The 21,515-nt window shown below is 67.4% G+C and carries 16 protein-coding genes; 15 read left to right on the top strand and 1 reads right to left on the bottom strand.

The genetic code is table 11. The features are described 5' to 3' along the window. Positions 1 to 72 precede the first annotated feature (72 nt). From ACO07K_RS28370 to ACO07K_RS28360, 3 genes are read left to right on the top strand one after another with little or no spacing between them, the layout of a single operon-like run. Positions 73 to 3,468 carry a DUF2126 domain-containing protein gene (locus ACO07K_RS28370; RefSeq protein ID WP_422033760.1) on the top strand — a complete coding sequence of 1,132 codons (3,396 nt, stop codon included), beginning with the start codon at positions 73 to 75 and terminating at the stop codon, positions 3,466 to 3,468. Between the two features lie 54 nt (positions 3,469 to 3,522). Further along, positions 3,523 to 6,024 carry a circularly permuted type 2 ATP-grasp protein gene (locus ACO07K_RS28365; RefSeq protein ID WP_422033759.1) on the top strand — a complete coding sequence of 834 codons (2,502 nt, stop codon included), beginning with the start codon at positions 3,523 to 3,525 and terminating at the stop codon, positions 6,022 to 6,024. A 2-nt stretch (positions 6,025 to 6,026) separates the two neighbouring features. Then, positions 6,027 to 6,905, top strand: a complete 879-nt coding sequence (locus ACO07K_RS28360; RefSeq protein ID WP_422033758.1) for a transglutaminase family protein — start codon at positions 6,027 to 6,029, stop codon at positions 6,903 to 6,905. Positions 6,906 to 6,925: 20 nt separating this feature from the next. Here the strand turns inward: ACO07K_RS28360 and ACO07K_RS28355 are convergent, their stop codons facing one another. Next, positions 6,926 to 7,783 carry an isocitrate lyase/PEP mutase family protein gene (locus ACO07K_RS28355; protein ID WP_422033757.1) on the bottom strand — a complete coding sequence of 286 codons (858 nt, stop codon included), beginning with the start codon at positions 7,781 to 7,783 and terminating at the stop codon, positions 6,926 to 6,928. 191 nt (positions 7,784 to 7,974) lie between these two features. Here ACO07K_RS28355 and ACO07K_RS28350 point away from each other — a divergent pair, with 191 nt between their 5' ends. The 12 genes from ACO07K_RS28350 (at position 7,975) to ACO07K_RS28295 (ending at position 21,483) form a co-directional block, all read left to right on the top strand. Continuing rightward, positions 7,975 to 9,342 (top strand): MFS transporter, encoded by a 1,368-nt coding sequence (locus tag ACO07K_RS28350; RefSeq protein ID WP_422033756.1) that lies wholly within the window; start codon positions 7,975 to 7,977, stop codon positions 9,340 to 9,342. A 28-nt stretch (positions 9,343 to 9,370) separates the two neighbouring features. Continuing rightward, positions 9,371 to 10,570, top strand: coding sequence for an acyl-CoA dehydrogenase family protein (locus tag ACO07K_RS28345; protein ID WP_422033755.1), 1,200 nt, complete (start codon positions 9,371 to 9,373; stop codon positions 10,568 to 10,570). A 21-nt stretch (positions 10,571 to 10,591) separates the two neighbouring features. Beyond that, positions 10,592 to 11,017, top strand: coding sequence for a VOC family protein (locus tag ACO07K_RS28340; RefSeq protein WP_422033754.1), 426 nt, complete (start codon positions 10,592 to 10,594; stop codon positions 11,015 to 11,017). After that, positions 11,017 to 12,900 (top strand): alpha/beta hydrolase domain-containing protein, encoded by a 1,884-nt coding sequence (locus ACO07K_RS28335; protein ID WP_422033753.1) that lies wholly within the window; start codon positions 11,017 to 11,019, stop codon positions 12,898 to 12,900. Before ACO07K_RS28340 ends, ACO07K_RS28335 begins: the two co-directional genes overlap by 1 nt. Positions 12,901 to 12,924: 24 nt before the next feature. Continuing rightward, positions 12,925 to 13,989: a ketopantoate reductase family protein gene (locus ACO07K_RS28330; protein WP_422033752.1), complete on the top strand. Its 1,065-nt coding sequence runs from the start codon at positions 12,925 to 12,927 to the stop codon at positions 13,987 to 13,989. A gap of 184 nt (positions 13,990 to 14,173) precedes the next feature. Beyond that, the gene (locus tag ACO07K_RS28325) at positions 14,174 to 15,802 is read left to right on the top strand and encodes a TIGR04028 family ABC transporter substrate-binding protein (RefSeq protein WP_422036718.1); all 1,629 of its coding nucleotides are present in this window, start codon (positions 14,174 to 14,176) and stop codon (positions 15,800 to 15,802) included. Between the two features lie 13 nt (positions 15,803 to 15,815). Further along, on the top strand, positions 15,816 to 16,760 hold the full coding sequence (locus ACO07K_RS28320; protein WP_422033751.1) for an ABC transporter permease: 945 nt from the start codon (positions 15,816 to 15,818) through the stop codon (positions 16,758 to 16,760). A 23-nt stretch (positions 16,761 to 16,783) separates the two neighbouring features. After that, complete coding sequence (locus ACO07K_RS28315; protein WP_422036717.1) at positions 16,784 to 17,614, top strand: ABC transporter permease; 831 nt, start codon at positions 16,784 to 16,786, stop codon at positions 17,612 to 17,614. Next, complete coding sequence (locus ACO07K_RS28310; protein ID WP_422033750.1) at positions 17,611 to 19,275, top strand: dipeptide ABC transporter ATP-binding protein; 1,665 nt, start codon at positions 17,611 to 17,613, stop codon at positions 19,273 to 19,275. The genes ACO07K_RS28315 and ACO07K_RS28310 overlap by 4 nt, the downstream gene beginning before the upstream one ends. After that, the gene (locus ACO07K_RS28305; RefSeq protein ID WP_422033749.1) at positions 19,272 to 20,306 is read left to right on the top strand and encodes a putative FMN-dependent luciferase-like monooxygenase; all 1,035 of its coding nucleotides are present in this window, start codon (positions 19,272 to 19,274) and stop codon (positions 20,304 to 20,306) included. The genes ACO07K_RS28310 and ACO07K_RS28305 overlap by 4 nt, the downstream gene beginning before the upstream one ends. Further along, entirely contained in the window at positions 20,303 to 20,878 is a 576-nt protein-coding gene (locus ACO07K_RS28300; RefSeq protein WP_422033748.1) for a CMD domain protein, read from the top strand. The genes ACO07K_RS28305 and ACO07K_RS28300 overlap by 4 nt, the downstream gene beginning before the upstream one ends. Beyond that, on the top strand, positions 20,875 to 21,483 hold the full coding sequence (locus ACO07K_RS28295; RefSeq protein WP_422033747.1) for an alkylhydroperoxidase domain protein: 609 nt from the start codon (positions 20,875 to 20,877) through the stop codon (positions 21,481 to 21,483). The genes ACO07K_RS28300 and ACO07K_RS28295 overlap by 4 nt, the downstream gene beginning before the upstream one ends. The last annotated feature ends 32 nt before the right edge of the window (positions 21,484 to 21,515 follow it).

Below are 21,515 nucleotides of genomic sequence, written 5' to 3'. Positions count from 1 at the left end.
CATAGCGCCACTTCCTTGCTTAGTGGCATGTGACTTGCTTAGTCTGTCTTCGGAGCGAAACAGCAGGCCGTCATGAGCATCCACGTCGCGCTGCATCATCGGACGACCTATCGGTACGACCGAGCCATCGAACTGGGGCCGCAGATCGTGCGTCTGCGTCCGGCCCCTCACAGCCGGACCCCCGTCATTTCCTATTCGCTGAAGGTCACCCCGGCCCAGCATTTCATCAACTGGCAGCAGGATCCGCAGGGAAATCACCTCGCCCGGCTGGTCTTTCCCGAGAAGACCGACATTTTCGAGGTCACGGTCGACCTGGTGGCCGACATGTCGGTCATCAATCCCTTCGATTTCTTCCTCGAACCCTCCGCCGAGACATGGCCCTTCGCCTACGACGCATCGCTGGCCGAGGAGATCGCGCCGTTCCGCAAGCTGGAGCCGCTGGGGCCGAAATTGTCGGCCTGGCTCGCCACGGTCGAGCGCAAGGAACAGCGCACCATCGATTTCATCGTCGGCCTGAACGCGCGCCTGCAAAGCGAGATCGGCTACATCGTCCGCATGGAGCCGGGCGTGCAGAGCTGCGAGGAGACCCTCGCCAGCGCCAAGGGATCGTGCCGCGACACCGGCTGGCTGCTGGTCATGATCCTGCGCCATCTGGGTTTCGCCGCGCGGTTCGCCTCGGGTTACCTGATCCAGCTCGTGGCCGACGAGAAGCCGCTCGACGGGCCGGCAGGACCGACGCACGATTTCACCGACCTCCATGCCTGGTGCGAGGTCTATCTGCCGGGCGCCGGCTGGATCGGGCTCGATCCAACCTCCGGCCTGCTGACCGGCGAAGGTCATATCCCGCTCGCCTGCACGCCCGAGCCGTCGAGTGCGGCGCCGATCGAAGGCGCGATCGAGAAGGCCGAAGTCGAGTTCGAGCACGCGATGACCGTGGCCCGCGTCCGCGAGACGCCGCGTACCACCAAGCCCTACACCGAGGAGCAGTGGGCCACGCTGCTCAAAGTGGGTGAAGCGATCGAACGCGATATCGGCAAGCACGACGTGCGCCTCACCATGGGCGGCGAGCCGACCTTCGTGTCGGTCGACGACATGGACGGGCCGGAATGGAACACGTTGGCGCTCGGCCCCGAGAAGCGGCGGCTGGCCGGCGTGCTGTTCCGCAAGCTCGCGCACCGTTTCGCGACGGGACCGCTGCTGCATTTCGGTCAGGGCAAATGGTACCCCGGCGAGCAGCTGCCGCGCTGGGCGCTCGGCTGCTACTGGCGCAAGGACGGCGAGCCGATCTGGCGCAACCCGCAGCTCTATGCGCTGGAGTCCAAGCCGGTCGGCGCCACCGTCGAGGCCGCGCACCGCTTTGCGCTCGCCTTCGCGCAGCGCCTGCAGCTCGACCCCGACTATCTTTTCCCGGCCTACGAGGACACCTGGTACTATCTGTGGCGCGAACGGCGCCTGCCCAGCAACGTTCTCGTCGACCAAGCCAAGGTCAAGGACCCGCTGGAGCGCGAGCGTCTGGCGCGCGTCTTCGAGAAAGGGCTCGAAAGCTCGGTCGGCTACGTGCTGCCGGTCATTCGGGATCACAATGGGCGCGACCACAACGGGCGCGGTAACGGGCATGGGCATGCGCCGCGCTGGAAGAGCGGTCCGTGGTTCCTGCGCTCCGAGAAGTGCTACCTGATCCCCGGCGACTCCGCGATCGGCTACCGCCTGCCACTCGATTCCCTGCCTTGGGCGGCGCCCGGCGACACCGACGTCATCGTCCAGCCCGACCCGATGGCGCCACATCCCGACCTGCCGCCGCTCGATGCGTTCCGTCGCGCGCCGGTGCTCCGCCGCCAGGAGCCGGGCCTTGCCGCCGATACGGCCGGCGATGTCGAAGCGCGCCGCGAAGCGTGGCGGCGGGCGCTGGCGCCCAACACGGGCCTCGGGCCCGCCGTCGGCGCGTCCGCCGCCGGCATCGTGCGCACCGCGATGGCCTTCGAGCCGCGCGACGGCCATCTCCACGTCTTCATGCCGCCGACCGAGCGGATGGAGGATTATCTCGACCTGGTGACGGCGCTCGAGGATACGGCCGAGGAGGTCGGCCAGCCGATCTTCATCGAGGGCTACACACCGCCCAACGATCCACGCGTCCTGAACTTCAGCGTCACGCCCGATCCCGGCGTGATCGAGGTCAACATTCATCCCTCCGCGACGTGGACCGATCTCGTCGAGCGCACCGAGATCGTCTACGAGGAAGCGCGCACGACCCGGCTCGGCGCACAGAAGTTCATGATCGACGGGCGCCACACCGGCACCGGTGGCGGCAACCATTTCGTGCTGGGCGGGCCGACGGCTGCCGACTCGCCGATGCTGCGACGGCCCGACCTCCTGAAGAGCCTGCTGGGATACTGGCTGAACCATCCGTCGCTCTCGTATCTCTTTTCGGGCCTGTTCATCGGCCCGACCAGCCAGCATCCGCGCGTGGACGAAGCGCGCAACGACGCGCTGCACGAGCTGGAGATCGCCTTCCGCCAGATCGCGCCGGGACGGCAGACGCCGCCCTGGCTGGTCGACCGCGTGTTCCGCAACCTGCTGGTCGACGCGACGGGCAATGCCCATCGCACCGAATTCTGCATCGACAAACTGTTCACGCCGGATGCCGCCGCCGGTCGCCGCGGGCTGCTGGAACTTCGTGCTTTCGAGATGCCGCCGCACTGGCGCATGAGCGTGGCGCAGCAGGCGCTGCTACGCGGCCTGGTCGCCAAATTCTGGGACCATCCCTACGAGCGGCCGCTCAGCCGCTGGGGCACACGCCTGCACGACGATTTCATGCTGCCGCATTTCGTTTGGCAGGACTTCAACGACGTGCTGTCCGACCTCGGCGAGGCTGGTTACGCCTTCTCACCGGAGTGGTTCGCGCCGCATTTCGAGTTCCGCTTCCCAAGACTGGGCGAAGTGGCGCAGCGGGGGCTCGAACTCGAGCTTCGCCACGCGCTGGAACCGTGGCACGTGCTGGGCGAGGAGCCGGGTGGCGGCGGCACGGTGCGCTATGTCGATTCCACGGTGGAACGACTGCAGGTCAAGGTCGCCGGTCTGAACGATCAGCGCCATGTCATCGCCTGCAATGGCTGGAAACTGCCGCTGCGCGCAACCGGCACGGCCGGTGAATACGTTGCGGGTGTACGGTATCGCGCGTGGGCGGCGGCGAACTCGTTGCACCCGACCATCGGCGTACACGCGCCCCTCACCTTCGACATCCACGATACGTGGAGCGGCCGCTCGATCGGCGGCTGCACGTATCACGTGGCCCATCCGGGCGGCCGCAACTACGATCGCGTGCCTGTCAATGCCAACGAGGCCGAAGCGCGCCGCCGGGCCCGCTTCTTCGCCATCGGACACACCGGCGGACCCTCTCCGGAACCGCGGCCGCTCGACAATCCCGAGCATCCGCTGACGCTCGACCTGCGGCGGGCCCAGGGCCTATAGTCGCCCGCCTCACAGGCAGTCCAACCGTTCGTTTTCACTTCTGTTTCCGGGCCCATGGAGTCGTTGCGCGGCCTCTCTTCCTCGCCGGCGAGCGCGTACGACGAACTGGTCACCGGCCAGAAGTCGATCCGCTATCACTGGCAAGGCATCCTGAGCGTCATCCGCTCGCTGCCCAATGGGCTCGGCGAACGGGTCGAGAGCGCACGCCGGCAGCTCGAGGAATCGGGCGCCACCGTCAACCTCCTGGACGATCGCGGGGCAGCCCGCTGGACCTTCGATCCGCTGCCGATGGTGATCACGCCCGACGAATGGGCAGGCATAGAAGCGGGCCTGATCCAGCGCGCCACGCTGCTCGACCGCGTGCTGGCCGATGTCTACGGCCCGCAGACACTGCTGAAAGAGCAGCTGCTTCCGCCGATGCTGGTTCATGCCAACCGGCATTTCCTGCGGCCTGCCCGGGTCACCGACGGCGTCGCGCCTAGGCGATTCCTCGGCAACTATGCGGTCGATCTGGTGCGCCTGAGCAGCGGCCGCTGGCACGTCCTGGCCGACCATACCGAGTTGCCGGCGGGCGTGGGTTACGCTCTCGAAATGCGGCGCGTGCTGGCGCGCAGCCTGCCCGAGGCCTTCCGTTCCATTCCCGTCCGCCACCTGCGGCCCTTCGTCGATCGCTGGCACGAATCGCTGCGATCGATGGCGCCGGCCGCCGTGTCGCAGCCCAACATGGCGGTTCTGACGCCGGGCTCGCTGTCGGCCACCTATTTCGAGCACGTCTATCTGTCGCGCGTGCTCGGCGTCCCGCTGGTCGAGGGCGGCGACATGGTCGCGCGCGACGGCCAGGTCTCGATCAAGACGCTCGCCGGCCTGCGGCCCGTGCACGTGCTGCTGCGGCGCCTCGACAGCGCCTTCACCGACCCGCTGGAAATGCGTGCCGATTCCGCGCTGGGCGTTACCGGCCTGGTGGAAGCCACGCGCAACGGCAAAATCTCGCTCGCCAATGCGCTGGGATCGGGGGTGGTCGAGACTCCGGCCCTCATGCCGTTTCTGGAGCGGCTGAGCGAACACCTGCTGGGCGAGAAGCTGCGGATGCCGTCGCTCGACGTCTGGTGGCTGGGCGAGTCGGCGGCGCTGAGCTTCGCCCTGGCCAATCTCGACCTTATGATCGTACGCCCCTGCCTCGGCCAGGACCGCGAGCCCATCGTCGTGGGCATGCTGGAACCGGCCGAGCGCGCGGCGCTGGTCGACCGCATTCGCGCCCAGCCCGGTCAGTTCGTCGCCCAGTATCCCATGACCCCGTCGCTCACGCCGAAGTGGGACGGGCAGTCGCTGGTACCGTCCGCCGTCGTGCTGCGCGCCTTCGTCGTCGCCGACCACGATACGTATCACGTGCTGCCGGGCGGCCTCGCGCGCGAGCCCGATGGCGACACCGCCCTGCGTTCGTTGAACCGCCTGCACGGCACGCTGAAGGACGTCTGGGTGTTGGCCGAGGACGCGGCCGACGTGCAGCTGCCGACCACCCGGCGCTTTCACCAGCTGGCCGTCGAACGCGGCACCGCCGACCTGCAGAGCCGGGTCGCGGACAATCTCTTCTGGCTCGGCCGCTACATCGAACGCCTCGACAACGATGCGCGTCTCCTGCGCACCACGGCCGCGCGCGTCGCGCAGGGCGCCGTGGGCCCGCGCGACGCCATCGAGCTCAGATTGCTCGGCCGGTTGCTCGACACGGCAAACCTGATGGATCACACGTCGGCCCTGGCTCCGCCCGAGAGCGCCCTGTTCCAGCAGGGCCTGGCAGCCGTCGCGGCCGACGATCGCGGCCTCGCCACCGTGCTCGACGGCATCCAGCGGCTCACCGCCACCATGCGCGACCGCTTTTCCGTCGACATGACGACGGCCGCCGGCCCGGAAATGGTCGAGGTCCGCAAACGCCTGCTGGCGGCGCGCGGCAACCTCGACCCGCTGCTCGCCGCCCTGGACGAGATCGTGCGCTTCGTCGCCACCCTCTCGGGTCTGGCACAGGAGAACATGACGCGCGGGACCGGCTGGCGATTCCTCGATCTCGGCCGCCGCATCGAACGCGCGCTACACGTGCTGACCGGGGCGCTCGGGCCCTTCACCCAGTCTCCAATCGACTGGTACGCCGCGATGCGGCTGGCGCTCGAACTGTGCGACAGCACCATCACCTATCGCACGCGTTATCTCGGGCAGCTGCAGCCGGCACCCGTGCTCGACCTGGTCATCCTCGACGACGCCAATCCACGTGGCCTGATTTTCCAGTTGCGCACCATCAAGGGCCATCTCGACTACCTGGCACGCGCGTCGGGCGTCCGGGTGGCTGCGCTGCCCGATTCTCTGGAAGTGGACCTGGAAGCCGTCGTCCGTCAGTTCAACGGCGACGAGCAGGCGTGGCGCCACGAGGGGCTGGCGCTGGCCATGCTGCGCGACGTCGCGTCCGACATGGAACAGCAGCTCGACAAGCTCTCCGAGGCGATCACGCGCGCCTACTTCTCCCACGTTCCGGCAGCCCAGGCCGTCGGCTCCTCGGGCGGAGACTGAGCATGCAGTACCTGCTCTCGCACCGCACGACCTACACCTACGCCAGCACGGTCGATTCGGCGCACCACATCGCGCACCTGCGCGCCCGCAATTTCCCCGGCCAGAAGGTCGCCGCGATCAGCATCGACACCAACCCGGCGCCGGCACTCGCCGTCCAGCATGTCGACCATTTCGGCAACCTCATCGACATCTACCGCATCGAGAAGCCGCACACGCGCTTCGACATCGAGGTGCGGGCCGAAGTCGACGTGTGCTTTCCCGATCCGCCGGCGGCCGGCTCGACACCGGCCTGGGAAGACATCAGGGCCGCGCTTCTCGGGAACGGATTCCCCAAGCCCGTCGAGGCCAGCGAGTTCACCCACGAGTCGCCACTCGTGCCGAGCGTCGAGGCGTTACGGGCCTATGGCGCGCAGTCCTTCACGCCCGGACGTCCCATCCTCGAGGCCGCGCGGGAACTGACGTCGCGCATCAAGGCCGACTTCGAGTATCATCCCGGTGCCACCGACATCTCGACGCCGCTCGCCGATGTCTTCGCCGGCAAGGCCGGCGTCTGCCAGGATTTCGCCCATGTGCAGATCGCGGCCCTGCGCGCCCACGGTCTCGCGGCGGGCTACGTCTCCGGATACATCCGCACGATCCACTCGAGGGACGAACTCGCCCTGCGCGGCGCCGATGCCAGCCACGCCTGGGTGGCCGTGTGGTGCGGCGGGGAGACAGGCTGGATTCATCTCGACCCAACGAACGACCTGATCGCGCATGAGGATCACGTCGCCGTGGCCTGGGGTCGCGACTTCTCCGACGTGAGTCCGCTGCGCGGCGTCATCCTGGGCGGCGACTCCCATTCCTACGGGGTCGCCGTCACGCTTGTTCCCACGGGCTGACGCGCGCGTCCTACTCGGCCCTAGCCCAGGAAGTCCTTCGTCCAGCGCGCATAGTCGGCGTCGCGCGTGACCTTCTTCATCAGTTCCGGACTGGCCACGCCCTGCAGCTTCGAAGGCTGCGTGCCGTCGCGCAGCGCCTTCAGCGTGTCGTACACGGCTTTCACGGCCGCGGCGAAGGGCTGGTGGCCCTGCAGGGCGAGGCGGACGCGGCGCGCACCGAGATAGGCGAGATCGGTGAGGTCGCCCGACACGCCACCGAGAATAATCGGCAGAGTCGTCGCTTCCGAGATCGCGTCGAGTTCGGCGCGGGTGCGGACGCCGACGAAGAACAAGGCATCGACGCCGGCGGCCTCGTACGCCTTGCCGCGGGCGATCGCATCCTCGAGCCCGGTCATGGAGATCGCGCTGGTGCGGCCGGCAATGCAGAGTGCCGGGTCCTGCCGCCCGCCGAGCGCCGCCTTCATCTTGGCGACGCCTTCGTCGATCGAGATCAGCCGCGGCGCGGTGGTGCCGTAGGGCGTCGGCAGATCGGTATCTTCGAGGCTGAGGCCACAGACGCCGGCAGTCTCGAGTTCCTCGACGGTGCGGCGGGCATTCAGCGCATTGCCGTAGCCATGGTCGGCATCGACCATGAGCGGCAGGCCGCCCGCCCGGTTGATGCGGTAGGCCTGTCCTGCGAACTCGCTCAAGGTGAGCACGATGAGGTCGGGGGCGCCCAGCACGGTCATGGAGGCGACGGACCCCGCGAACATGCCGATCTCGAAGCCGAGATCCTCGGCAATGCGCGCGGAGATCGGGTCGAACACCGAGCCCGGATGGATGCAGCGCTCGCCCGCGAGCAGCGCCCGGAAACGTGTCCGGCGGTCGGTCCAATGCATGACGATCTCCCCCAATGTCCCCTTCTCTTTAGCAAAGGAGGAGGCTGCCATGCAGCGATGCATTTCGACGGGCAAACAGGACAGAGGCCGCCGTCTTGCCGGTCGCTCGGACCGGGGCGTAGCGTGACGGCAGGGACGCACTGAAGAGTGCGCGACAGGCGCCCCAAACAAAAGCGCACGGGGGAAATGCCATGTTCGACGTTCTCGACCGGCAGACCAGACTGACCGGCAACCAGAAGAAGATCATCGCCGCGGCGGTGATCGGCGACGCACTCGAATTCTTCGACTACTTCCTGATCGGTTTCGTCCTCGCGTTCCTGATCGGCCCCTGGAAGCTCACTTTCGGACAGTCGGCCATCGTGCTGCTGTCGTCGGGCGTCGGCGCCATCCTCGGCGCCTACATCTGGGGCTGGCTCGCCGACCGCATCGGCCGCCGCAAGGTGTTCATCGGCACGGTGCTGAACTTCTCGATCGCCACCGGCCTGCTCTACTTCACGCCGGAGAACGGCTGGATCTACATCACCATCATGCGCTTCTTCGTGGGCTTCGGCGTCGGCGGCCTCTATTGCGTCGACCTCCCGCTGGTCCAGGAATTCGTGCCGGCGCGCAAGCGCGGCTGGGTGGGCGGTCTCGTCACCTGCGTGATCCCGCTCGGCGTCGGCCTGGGTGCGGTGCTGGGCGCTTTCATGGGCGCCGATCAGTGGCGCCTGCTGTTCGCCATCGGTGTGCTGCCGTCGCTCGTGGTCCTGCTGGTTCGCCTGTGGGTACCGGAATCGCCGGTCTGGCTCGTACGCCAGGGCCGCTACGAGGAGGCCCGCACGTCGCTGGCGTGGGCGCTGCAGATGAAGCCCGAGGAGCTGCCTCTCCCGAGGGCGCCGATCGTCGAACCACCCAAGGCCAACTGGTTCGAACTCTTCAAGTATCCGCGCAGCCTGCTGGTTTCGTGGCTCGGCAATGCCGGGGCGCAGACAGGCGTTTACGGCGTCACCTTGTGGGCGCCCTCGCTGTTCGTGCTGCTCCTGAAGGTGACGCCGCAGGAAGCCGCCAAGATGATGATCTTGCTCACCGTCATGGGCTTCCTCGGCCGCCTGTCCTTCTCCTACCTGTCGGACAAGATCGGACGGCGGGCGGGCGGCGGACTGATCGGGCTGGGTGCGGGGGTGCTCATCATCCTCGCAGGCTACAACTACGATGCGACGATCATGGGCATGTCGGCCCTGTGGCTGATCCTGGCCCTGGCCTTCTTCTTTGCCGATGGCGGCTTCGCGATCGTGGGTCCCTATGCGGCCGAAGTCTGGCCATCCCACCTCCGGACCACCGGCATGGGTTCGGCCTACGGGTTCGGGGGCATCGGAAAGATCATCGGGCCGCTCGGCCTCGCGCTGATCGTCGGGTCGAACAACTACCTGAAGCCCGACGTGCCGCTGCCCGAGATTCCGACCGCCTTTCTCTATCTCGGCTGCTGGTTCCTGATGGCCGGGGTGGTCTATTATTTCTTCGGGATGGAAACCAAGGGCAAGTCGATCGCGCAGATCGACAGGGAACTGGCTCCCGCCTGATGCACACGCATTTTCGAAGAGGATGATCGTGGATACGCTGATCCCGTCCACCGCCGATCTCGCCGGCGACCCCGCCGTCATCTCCCGTGCCGAGGCCGTTCGCCCGGCCGTCGAGGCCGCTTCCAGCGAGATCGAGGAGACGCGCCGGCTGCCGCCGGCGCTTCTCGACAAGCTCCACGCGGCGCGGCTGTTCCGCCTGCTCCTGCCGAGAACGTCGAACGGGATCGAGACCGATCCCGTGACGTTCTTCCATGTGATCGAGACGATCGCCCGAGGTGACGCTTCCACCGCCTGGTGCCTGAGCCAGGCCGGCGGCTGCGCCATGTCGGCGGCCTATCTCGACCTGCCGGTCGCCCGCGCGATCTTCGGCGACGATCCGCGCGCCGTGCTGGCTTGGGGTCCGGGCCCCAGGGTCAAGGCGATCGAATGCGAGGGCGGTTACATGGTGACGGGCGTCTGGGCCTTCGCCTCGGGCGGCCGCCATGCCACCTGGCTGGGCGCCCACTGCCCGATCTTCAAGGCGGACGGCTCGCCGCGCCTGGACGACACGGGCCGGCAGCAGGAGCGCACCATGCTGGTGCGCACCGGCGACGTTCAGTGGACCGACATCTGGAACACGGTGGGCTTGCGCGGCACGGCAAGCGACCAGTTTGCGCTCACCGATTTCTTCGTGCGCGCCGACCATTCGATCACGCGCGACTTCGAGCTCGAATGCCGCGAAAGCGGGCCGCTCTACAGGATGGGCGCCGGCACCTGCTATCAGGTCGGTTTTGCTGCCGTGGCCTGCGGCATCGCCCGCGGTGCACTCGACTCCTTCCTCGACGTCGCGCGCAACAAGGTCCCGCGCGGGCTGAAGAGCCCGCTGCGCGACAATGCCGTGGTGCAATCGAACCTGGCTCAGGCCGAGGTCAATCTCCGCGCCTCGCGCGCCTTCGTGCTGCAGTCTATGGCCGGCATCTGGAAAGACCTCTCGGCCGGCAACAAGATCACCGTCGAGCAGCGAATTACCATCCGCATGGCCGCGACGAACGCCATCCACAGGGCCAAGGACGCCGTCGACTTCGCCTACAATGCGGCGGGCGCCACGGCGATCTTCGAGAACCATCCGCTGGAGCGGCGGTTCCGCGACATCCACACCGTGACCCAGCAATTGCAGGGCCGGCTTTCCCATTTCGAGACCGTGGGCGCCTGGATGATGGGTGCCGACGCCGACCTCACCTTCGTCTGAACCGCCCCCCGGAGACCGACCATGCCGCTTGGCCCCCTTCAGCACTACACGATCGAGCCCTCCGACCTCGAAGCCACCAAGGATTTCTATTGCGACGTGCTGGGTCTCGAGAATGGCGACCGCCCGCCGCTCGGCTTCCCCGGCTACTGGCTCTATTCCGGCGGCGTGGCCACGGTGCACCTGCTGGGTGAGCGCAAGCCACGCGAAGGCATCATCGTACGCGGCACCGAGAAGAAATTCGACGACACCGGCCGATTCGACCATATCGCCTTCGCCGCCAGCGACCTGCCCGGCGTGCGCAAGCGCCTGCAGTCGAAGAACGTGAAGTTCCGCGAGCAGATCGTGCCGCGCACCGGCGCGGCCCAGATTTTCCTCTACGATCCCGACGGCGTCGGCGTGGAGCTGAACTTCCCGGCGGAAGAGGTCCAGGCGGAAGCCAGGGCCTAGTGCTTCTCTCGCTCGAGATCGAGAAGGTCGAACCGCTCGCCGACGGCGCCGCGTTCGGCGAGGCCGGCGCCTATGAGCGGGTCATCGCCGTCGCGCGCGGCGAGGTCGATCCGACGTCGCCCGCCAACCGCGGCATCGCCCTGATCGACAAGGCACCGCGCAACGCCGCCGGCAAGGTCGAGTACGCGACCAGCGTCTTCATCCTGCGGCCCAAGGACCCTACACGCGGCAATGGGCGCATCCTCTACGAAGTGAACAATCGCGGCCGAAAGATGCTTTTCGGCAACATCGCCGACGGCCCGCAGGGCGTGAACGATCCGAAGGCCGTGGCCGATCTCGGCAATGCCTTTCCGCTGCGCCTCGGGTACACGATCGTCTGGTCGGGCTGGGATCCCGATGCGCCGCGCGCCAACATGGGCCTCGCTTTGACGGCGCCGGTCGCGACCGACAACGGCCAGCCGATCGTGCAGACGGTTCGCGAGGAATGGGTCTCGGGAACGCGCGTCGGCGTGCTGGAAGCATTCAAACTCTCGCACGAGGCCGCCACGCTCGAACAGCCTCGCGCGCGCCTCACCGTGCGCGAACGCGCCGACGACGAGCCGCGCGAACTGCCGCTGAACCAATGGTCGTTCGTCGACGCCCGCTCGATCAGGCTGCGCGAGGGCACGCAGGCGAAGCCCGGCTTCCTCTACGAATTCCACTATGAAGCGAAGAACCCCAAGGTCCAGGGCCTGGGCTTCGCGGCGACGCGCGACGTGGTGAGCTGGCTGCGCCACTCGCCCGATTCGATGAAGGCCACGGGCCGGCCCATGACGCATGCGCTGGCCATCGGCTTCTCCCAGGCCGGCCGCTACCTGCGCAATCACATCTCGGAAGGCTTCAACCGCGACGAACAGGGACGCCGCGTGTTCGACGGCATCCATAGCCACATCGCGGGCGTCGGCCGCGTGTTCTTCAACACGCCGTTCGCCCAGCCGGCACGCACCAACACCCAGCACGAGGATCACGGCTTCCCCGAGAACGAGTTTCCGTTCTCGACGGCTGCGCTAGACGATCCTCTGACCGGCAAAAGCGGCTCGCTGTTCCGCGGCGACGACAGCGATCCGCTGCTGATCGAGACCAACACCTCGACCGAATACTGGCAGAAGGGCGCCTCGCTGCTGCACACTGATCCGCTGGGCACGAAAGACGTGACCCTGCCGCAGAACTCCCGCGTCTACATGATCGCAGGGACACAGCATGGCGGCCGCGCCGGCGCCACGACCGATCCCGGTCCGAACCTCAATCCGCGCAACCCGCACAATCCGATGCCGGCGGTTCGCGCTCTGCTGGTCGCGCTCGACGACTGGGTCGTTTCGGGCAAGGAACCGCCGCCCAGCCGCGTTCCGACGCTGGCTGCCGGCACATTGGTCGAGCCCGACAAGACCGGCTTTCCCGCCGTGCCAGGCGCCGCGATCGTGCGCACCACCAACACCGTGGCGCCGCCGGGCGATTGGGTGAAGCCCGTCGCTTCCGACAAGACCTATCTCACGCTGGTCAGCAAGGTCGACGCCGACGGCAACGAGGTCGCCGGCATCCGCCTGCCCGACATCGCCGTGCCACTCGCCACCTATACGGGCTGGAACGAATACAAGGCGCCCTACCCCGCCGGCGAGATCGCCGACCGCGACGGCAGCTGCCTGCCGTTTCCACTCGACAAGGCCGCGAGGGAAGCCACGGGCGATCCGCGCCTCTCGATCGCCGAGCGCTACAGGAGCGGTGCCTACTACGTGGCCAGGGTCCAGGCGGTCGTCACGCAACTAATGGCCGACCGGCTGCTGCTGGCCGAGGACGCCGAACGCTATCTCGACCGCGCGCGCAAAGAGCCGCGCGTCGCACCTTAACGAACAGCTTCAAAGGAGATCAGGATGGGCAAGAGAATCGCAGTCGTCGGCACGGGAGCGTTGGGCGGCTATGTCGGCGGCTATCTCGCGCAAGCGGGTCTCGACGTCACCCTGATCGATTTCTGGCCGGAGAACATCGAGACCATCCGCAAGAACGGGCTCGAACTCGACGGCGTGACGCCGGAAGAGAAGTTCACGGTCACCAAGGCCAAGACCATGCATCTCACGGAGATGCAGGACCTGTCGCGCCAGAAGCCGATCGACATCGCCTTCGTGTCGATGAAGTCCTACGACACCGAATGGGCGACGGCGCTGATCAAGCAGTATCTGGCGCCGGACGGCTACGTCGTGTCGCTGCAGAACTGCCTGAACGAGGAGCGCATCGCCGGTGTCGTCGGCTGGGGCAAGACGGTCGGCATGGTCGCTTCGCTGATCTCGGTCGACATGTACGAAGCCGGCAAGATCCGCCGCACCGTCTCCAAGGGCGGCGACAAGCACACCGTCTTCCGCGTCGGCGAGGTCCATGGCCGCATCACCAAGCGGGTCGAGGAACTGCGCGAGATGGTCGGCATGATCGACAGCGCCAAGACCACGACCAACCTGTGGGGCGAGCGCTGGTCCAAGCTCTGCCAGAACGGCATGAAGAACGGCGTCTCGGCGGCCACCGGCATGACCGGCACCGACTGCGACCGTAACGACGCGGTGCGCCGCTTCTCGATCAAGCTGGGCGGCGAGGCCGTGCGGGTGGGCCAGGCGCTGGGCTACCACATCGAGAAGATCGGCAAGTTCGAGCCCGAACTGCTGGCCCGCGCGTCGGAGGACGACAAGGCGGCCCTCGACGAAGTCGAGGCGATCCTGCGGCCCGGCTCCAATACCAACCCCAATCCGCGCGCCGACATCCAGCGCCCCTCGATGGCGCAGGACATCATCAAGGGCCGCCGCACCGAGATCGAGTTCATGAATGGCTACATCGCCGAGCGCGGCGACTATATCGGCGTCAAGGCGCCGACCCATGCCAGGCTCACCGAGATCGTGAAGAAGGTGGAGCGCAAGGAGCTGGCGCCGTCCGCCGCTCTGCTCGGCGGATAATTTTCCTTCTCCCGACGGGGCAGGCAGCAAGTCCTGCTCCGTCGCGCCGCCTATTTTGACAATCTGCTCTGTGTAATTGCCGGAACCCCACGGCCATATATCCTGCTCGCACGGCGAGATTCGGCCTAAATTCTGCATGGCGATTCCCGTGCCCTAAAGGCTCGAGGGGGTTGTCGTGATTCAGATGAAGTACCAGCGGTTTCTGGCCGGCGCGTTCGCGTCGCTCGCATCCATCGCCGTCCTTGCGGGAAGTGCAGCGGCCCAAACCGCGGTCACCAAGGGCGGGACGCTGATCTATCTGGAGCAGCAGCCGCACACGAATCTCTACCCGCCGGCCGGGGGCTTCTATCCCAATGGCGGGGTGCTCAACCAGATCACCGACAAGCTCACTTACCAGAATCCGAAGACGCTCGAGATCGAGCCGTGGATCGCCGAGAGCTGGACGGTCAACGCCGACGCCACCGAATACACCTTCAAGATCCGGCCGGGCGTCACCTTCTCCGACGGCACGCCGCTCGACGCCGCGGCCGTCGCGAAGAACTTCGACACCTACGGGCTGGGCAACAAGACGCTGAAGCAGCCGGTTTCCGAGGTCATCACCAACTACAAGGGCAGCGAGGTCGTCGATCCGCTGACCGTCAAGTTCTTCTTCACCAAGCCCTCGGTCGGCTTCCTGCAGGGCACGTCGGTGATCGGCTCCGGGCTGGTGTCGCTGAAGACGCTGGCGCTGCCGTTCGACGCGCTGGGCGACGCCACCAAGATCATCGGCTCGGGCCCGTTCGTCGTTAAGAGCGAAGTGCTCGGCCGTGAGCTCGTGATGGAGGCGCGCAAGGACTATAAGTGGGGTCCCACCAAGCTCGCCCATCAGGGCCGCGCCAACCTCGACGGCATCAAGTACGTCGTGACGCCCGAGGACAGCGTGCGCATCGGCGCCCTGCTGGCCGGCCAGGCCAACGTCATCCGCCAGGTCCAGGCCTATGACGAGAAGCAGGTCCAGTCGAAGGGCTTCGTCATCTATGCAGCGTCCACGCGCGGCGTGAACAACACGGTCGTGTTCCGCCCCGACAATCCCCTGGTCTCCGACATCCGCGTGCGCAAGGCGCTGCTGCACGCCACCAACACCAAGGAGATCGTGGCGACGCTGTTCTCGGCCAACTATCCGCAGGCCAAGTCGATCATCGCCTCGACCGCCCAGGGCTATGTCGATCAGTCGGCCAAGCTTGCCTACGACCCGGCACTGGCTGCCAAGCTGCTCGACGAAGCCGGCTGGACGATCGGCCCGAAGGGCCTGCGCCAGAAGGACGGCAAGGAGCTGGTGCTCCAGGCCTACGAATCGCCGCCGCAGCCGCAGAACAAGGAGACTCTGCAACTGGTTGCCCAGCAATGGGCCAAGGTCGGCGTCAAGCTGAACGTGCTGGCGGGCGATGCCGGCAGCCGCGTCGCCGACAGTCTCGACCCGCTGAAGACGCCCGTCGCCCCGGCCATGGTCGGCCGCGCTGATCCCGACGTCATCCGCAGCCAGTACTATCCGACGACGCGCAACATCCTTCTGCAGAAGGGCGGCGTCAGCAACAAGGTCCAGACCTTCGTCGACGAGAAGCTCAACACGCTGCTCGAGGACATCGCCGCCGCGACCGATCCCGTGAAGCGCATCGCGCTGGTGGGCGAAGTGCAGGCCTATGTGATCGACCAGGGATACGTGATCCCGATCTTCGAGGAGCCGCAGGCCTTCGCCGCGTCACCGAAGGTCAAGGACTTCACCTTCGAGGCCGTGGGTCGCCCGAGCTTCTACGCCACCTGGATCGCGAAGTAGGCGCAGGGAGATCATGGCGCGCTACCTCCTGGGACGGGTCGGGCAGGCCCTGGCCGTTCTGGCGCTCACCTTCACAGCCGCCTTCCTCCTGCTGCAGGTGCTGCCGGGCGATGCGATCATGATCAAGTTCATGAGCCCCGACATGGGTCTCTCGGCCGATCAGATCGCCGAGATCCGCGCTTCCTACGGCGCGGACCGGCCGCTGTGGGAGCGCTATTTCACGACCGTCGGCAACTTCCTCACCGGCAATTTCGGCATCTCGATCCAGGCCGGCGTGCCGGTGAGCCAACAGCTCGCGACCAACCTGCCGCCGACCCTGCTGCTTGCGTCGCTGGCCTTCGTCGCAGCCCTGATCCTGACCATCATCCTGGCCACCGTCTCGAACATGGTGGGCATGGAATGGCTGCGCGCCGGGCTGCAGGCCCTGCCGTCGCTGTTCATCTCCGTGCCGGTCTTCTGGCTCGGCATCATGCTGATCCAGATCTTCTCGTTTCAGCTCGGCCTCGTCTCGGTCATCAGTCCCGGCCCGGTCGAGCGGCTGGTCCTGCCGGTCCTGACGCTCGCCATTCCGATCTCCGCGCCGCTGGCGCAGATCCTGATGCGCAACATCGACCAGGTGCTGGCGCAGCCCTTCGTCGCCGTCGCCCGCGCCAAGGGCGCCTCGCGCAACTGGGTCCTGTGGCGGCACGTGGCGCGCAACGCCATCATGCCGACACTGACCATCGCCGGCGTCCTGTTCGGCGAGCTGCTGGCCGGTGCCGTCGTCACCGAGGCGGTGTTTGGCCTCAGCGGCCTCGGCGGGCTCACCTACCAGGCCGTGGGCAATCATGACACGGCGGTGCTGCAGGCCATCGTCGTGATCTCCGCCCTCGCCTTCGTCACCATCAACCTGATCGTCGACCTGCTCTATCCGGTGCTCGACCCCCGGCTTGGCACCAAGGTGGGAGCCGCGACATGACCGCAGAAACCGCAAGCGGCTCGATGGCCGACACTCCTGCCCGCTGGACCACACGGTTCAAGCGCGTGCCGGTAACGTTGGCTCTGGCCTGGGCCGTTGTGTTGATCGTGCTCACGTGGGCGGCCCTGCCGTCCCTTTTCACCGTCTACAGCGGCACCGAAGGCGTACCGGGCGAGCAGCTCCGGCCGCCCAGCGCCGAGCATGTCCTGGGAACCGACGGGCTGGGTCGCGACGTCTATGCCCGCATCGTCTATGGCGCCCGCCACTCGCTGTCCGGCGCCTTCGTCGCCGTCACCGTGGGGTTGATCCTCGGCACCCTGCTCGGGCTGATCGCCGGGGCGCGAGGGGGCTGGATCGACGCGGTGATCATGCGACTGGTCGATTCGATGCTCGCCGTGCCCTCGCTGCTCCTGTCGCTCAGTATCATCGTGCTGCTGGGCTTCGGTACGATCAACGTTGCCGTCGCGGTCGGCGCGGTGGCGATCGCCCGCTTCGCCCGGCTGGCGCGTTCCGAGGTCATGCGGGTGCGGCGCAGCGAATATGTCGAGGCGGCGTACGGCAGCGGCGGCACCTTCTGGGCCGTGCTCTACCGCCATGTCCTGCCCAATTCGCTCACCTCGGTGATCGCTTTGGCCGCCCTGCAGTTCGGCTCGGCCATCCTCGCCATCTCGACGCTGGGCTTCCTGGGCTACGGCGCACCACCGCCGACGCCGGAATGGGGCCTGCTCATCGCCGAGGGCCGCAACTACCTGTCGCGTGCCTGGTGGCTCACCGCAGCGCCCGGCCTCGTCGTCGTGCTGGTCGTGCTCTCCGCCGACCGCATCAGCAAGGCGCTGGGCAGGACCGCGCCATGACCGTCACCCCCATCCTCCAGGTCGAAGACCTGGCGATTGCCTACAAGACGGGCGACCGCGAACAACGCGTCGTGCACGGCGTCTCCTTCAGCGTGGCGCCGGGCGAAGTGGTGGCGCTGGTGGGCGAATCCGGTTCCGGCAAGACCACGACGGCCCAGGCAACGCTCGGGCTGCTGGCGGGCAACGGCCGGGTCGAGAGCGGCACCATCCGCCTCAACGGCACAGACATCACGCACTGGTCGCAGAAGCGGCTGGATTCCATCCGCGGCGCCGTCGTCAGCCTGATCCCGCAGGATCCCGGCAGCTCGCTCAATCCGGTGCGCACCATCGGCTCGCAGCTCGCCGAGGTGCTGCAGATCCACAAGCGCGGCGACCGCAAGGCAATCCACGCGCGAGTGATCGAGTTGCTGGAGCGGGTCGGCCTGACGCCGGCCGAGATGCGCGCGCGTCAGTATCCGCACGAACTCTCCGGCGGCATGAAGCAGCGCGTGCTGATCGCCATCGCCGTCGCCCTCAATCCGGCGCTGATCGTGGCCGACGAGCCGACCAGCGCGCTCGATGTCACCGTGCAACGGCGCATCCTCGACCTGATCGACGAATTGCGCCGCGAGAGCGGCACGGCGGTCCTGCTGGTGACGCACGATCTCGGTGTCGCCGCCGACCGTGCCGATCGCCTCGTCGTGCTGCAGAACGGGCGCATCCAGGAACAGGGACCCGTGAAGGACATGCTCGCGGCCCCGCGCAGCGCCTATACGCGCCGCCTGCTGGCCGATGCGCCGTCGCTCGGCAAACCGCGCCCGGCACGGCCCGGGATCGAGAGCCAGGACTTCGCCATCGAGGTGACGGGCCTCACGCACGATTTCCCAGTGAGCGGCGGCGAGGCCAAGTCGTTCCGCGCGGTCGACGACCTGTCCTTCAAGGTCCGGCGCGGCACCACCCACGCCATCGTGGGCGAATCGGGTTCAGGCAAGACGACCGCCATTCGCAGCGTCGTCGGCTTCATCAAGCCGACGGCCGGGCGCATTCTGGTCGACGGAGTCGATCTCACCACCCTGAAGGGCGAGAAGCTGCGGCAGTTCCGCAAGCACATCCAGCTCGTCTACCAGAACCCCTTCGGTTCGCTCGATCCCCGCCAGACCATCGCCCGCATCGTCGAGGAACCTCTGCTCAATTTCGAGCCGATCCCCGCCGCCGACCGTGCCCCCAAGGTGCGCGACATGCTGGCCAGGGTCGGACTTTCCGAGAACTTCCTCGAGCGCCATCCGCGCGCTCTGTCGGGCGGCCAGCGGCAACGCGTGGCGATCGCCCGGGCGCTGGTTCTCGACCCGCGCGTGCTGGTGCTCGACGAGGCAGTCTCCGCCCTCGACGTCACGGTGCAGGCGCAGATCCTGTCGCTGCTCGACGAACTGCAGAAGACGCTGGGCCTCACCTACCTGTTCGTCTCCCACGACCTCGCCGTGGTCCGGCAGATCTCGGACACCGTGTCGGTCATGCACAAGGGACGGCAGGTGGATGGCGGTCCGATCGAGACCGTCTTCGGCCGGCCCGACAGCGCCTATACGCGTGAGCTGATCGACGCCATCCCCGGCCGCGGCCTGCCGGTGCCTGGCGTGCCGGTGCTTGCCGTTCCACCCGAACTTCCCCCAAGGTTGAGCCCATGACCACGTTTCCCATCAAGCGCCTCGGCTTCTTCACCCGCCTGCTCGACCAGGTGGACGCGGCCGAACGCTACCGGCTGGCCACCCAGCAGATCGTGCAGGCCGAGAAGTGCGGCTTCGATTCGGCCTGGATCGCCCAGCACCATTTTCATGAAGGTGAGGGCGGCCTGCCTGCCCCCTTCGTGTTCCTGGCGCACGCCGCGGCCCATACGTCGCGCATCCGGCTCGGCACCGGCATCGTCACCCTGCCGCTGGAACTGCCGATCCGCGTCGCCGAGGATGCCGCCGTCACCGACCTGATGAGCGAGGGCCGCCTCGAAGTCGGCGTCGGACCGGGCGGCAACCTCTCGGCCTTCACCGCCTTCGGCCTCGAAAGCGACCAGCGGCACGCGCTGTTCGACAACAATCTCGCCCTGCTCAAGACCGCGTGGTCGGGCGGCACTCTGCCCGGCGGCGACAAGCTCTATCCGTCGAGCCCGAGCCTGGTCGACCGCATCTGGCAGGCGACCTTCACCGTGTCGGGCGCGCGCCGCGCCGGCCTGGCGGGCGACGGGCTGATGCTGTCGCGTACCCAGCCCCGCCCTCCCGAAGCGCCGCAGTCTTCGCTGGCCGACATCCAGAACCCGATGCTCGACGCCTATCTCGAGGCGCTGCCCAAGGGCGTCGAGCCGCGCATCCTGGCCTCGCGCACCATCTTCGTGGCCGACGACCACAAGGAGGCAATGCGGCTGGCCGAGATCGGCCTGTCGCGCATGCGTCACCGGCTGGCGGCCACCGGCAACTTCAGCTCGGGCAGCCTGGTCGGCGACCTGATCAGGGCCATGGACGTGCATATCGGCACGCCCGACGAGGTGATCGCGTCGCTGCAGGCCGACTCCACCCTGCAACGTTCGACCGATCTCACGATGCAGGTTCACTCGATCGATCCACCGCACCCATATATCCTGCGGTCTATCGAGTTGTTTGCCGGCAAGGTGGCGCCCGCATTGGGCTGGGCGCCGGAAGTCAAAGCGGGGACGAGACAAGTCGCATGACAGACGTGATCGACAGCCTGGTGGGCATCGCACCGGGCTCGAAGCTGGACGCGATCCGCGCCCAGCGCTCCGAGGCGCGCAAGCACGCGCAGGCGAGCTACACCTCCCTCTTCGAGCCCAAGGAGCCGGGTGGCGTCAGCGCCGAGGAGCGCCACGCCCTCGCGTCCTTCGTCGCGGGCCTGCACGGCGAGGCGAAGACGGATGCCTACTATGCGGCCAAGCTTACCGCCGCTCTGCGCACCGCCATCGCAGCCGAGGTCGCGACCGCCAGGACGAAGGGTCCCTATGGCCACTTTCCCAAGGGCCCGCTTTCGGTCGAGGATGCGCCGGGTCCGTCCTGGAAGGTGAGCGACGCCGGACGGGCAGCCCTCGGCCCGCGCCTTGCCGCCGCCTTCGAGCATACGCACATGCTGGTGTTCCATCCGCGCGATTCATCGGCGGCATCGCTGCAGTCGCTGCTCGACGCCGGCTGGTCGACCGACGACATCGTGACGGTCTCCCAGCTCGTCTCCTTCCTGTCCTACCAGATCCGGGTCGTGGCCGGCCTGGGCGTCCTCGCGAGCACCCTATGAGCACCGACAAGACCCTGACGCCGCCGCCGCACACCGAGCCGGTGGTCTTCACCCGCGACATGCTCGACTGGCTGCCCTGGCTCGAGCCGATGGCCGAAGTCGACATGACCGAGCACCACATCAGGAGCCTGGTCGACGCGGCGCGCGTGAAGTCGCCCTACTTCCGGCTGCTGGCACGCGATCCCGACGTGCTGGAAGCGCGCACGCGGACAGACAAGGACATCTTCTACAATCCCGAGGCCGGGCTGCCGCGCGCCGAGCGCGAGCTGGCGGCGGCGGCGACGTCGCGCCTGAACGGCTGCATCTACTGCGCCTCCGTCCATGCCCGCTTCGCCGCGACCTACTCCAAGCGGGTCGACGACGTGCAGCGCCTGCTCGACGAAGGCGTCGAGGCCAAACTCGATGAGCGGTGGGAAGCGATCGTCGCCGCCTCGGTGGCGCTGACCGCCCTGCCGCTGACCTTCGGCGCGGAGCATGTCACGCGCCTGCGCGCCGTCGGCCTCGACGATGCCGCCATCGCCGACCTGATCGGGGCAGCTTCGTTCTTCAACTGGGCCAACCGCCTGATGCTCTCGCTCGGCGTGCCGGCGACGCAGCCGAAGTAGCTTCTCGCGCCCGCCCAAAAGAAAAACGCCCG

It is taken from the genome of Reyranella sp. (genome assembly GCF_965228225.1).
GTDB lineage: Bacteria > Pseudomonadota > Alphaproteobacteria > Reyranellales > Reyranellaceae > Reyranella.
The sequence above is the reverse complement of the archived record's forward strand: the minus strand, read 5'-3'. Positions and strand labels throughout refer to the sequence as shown.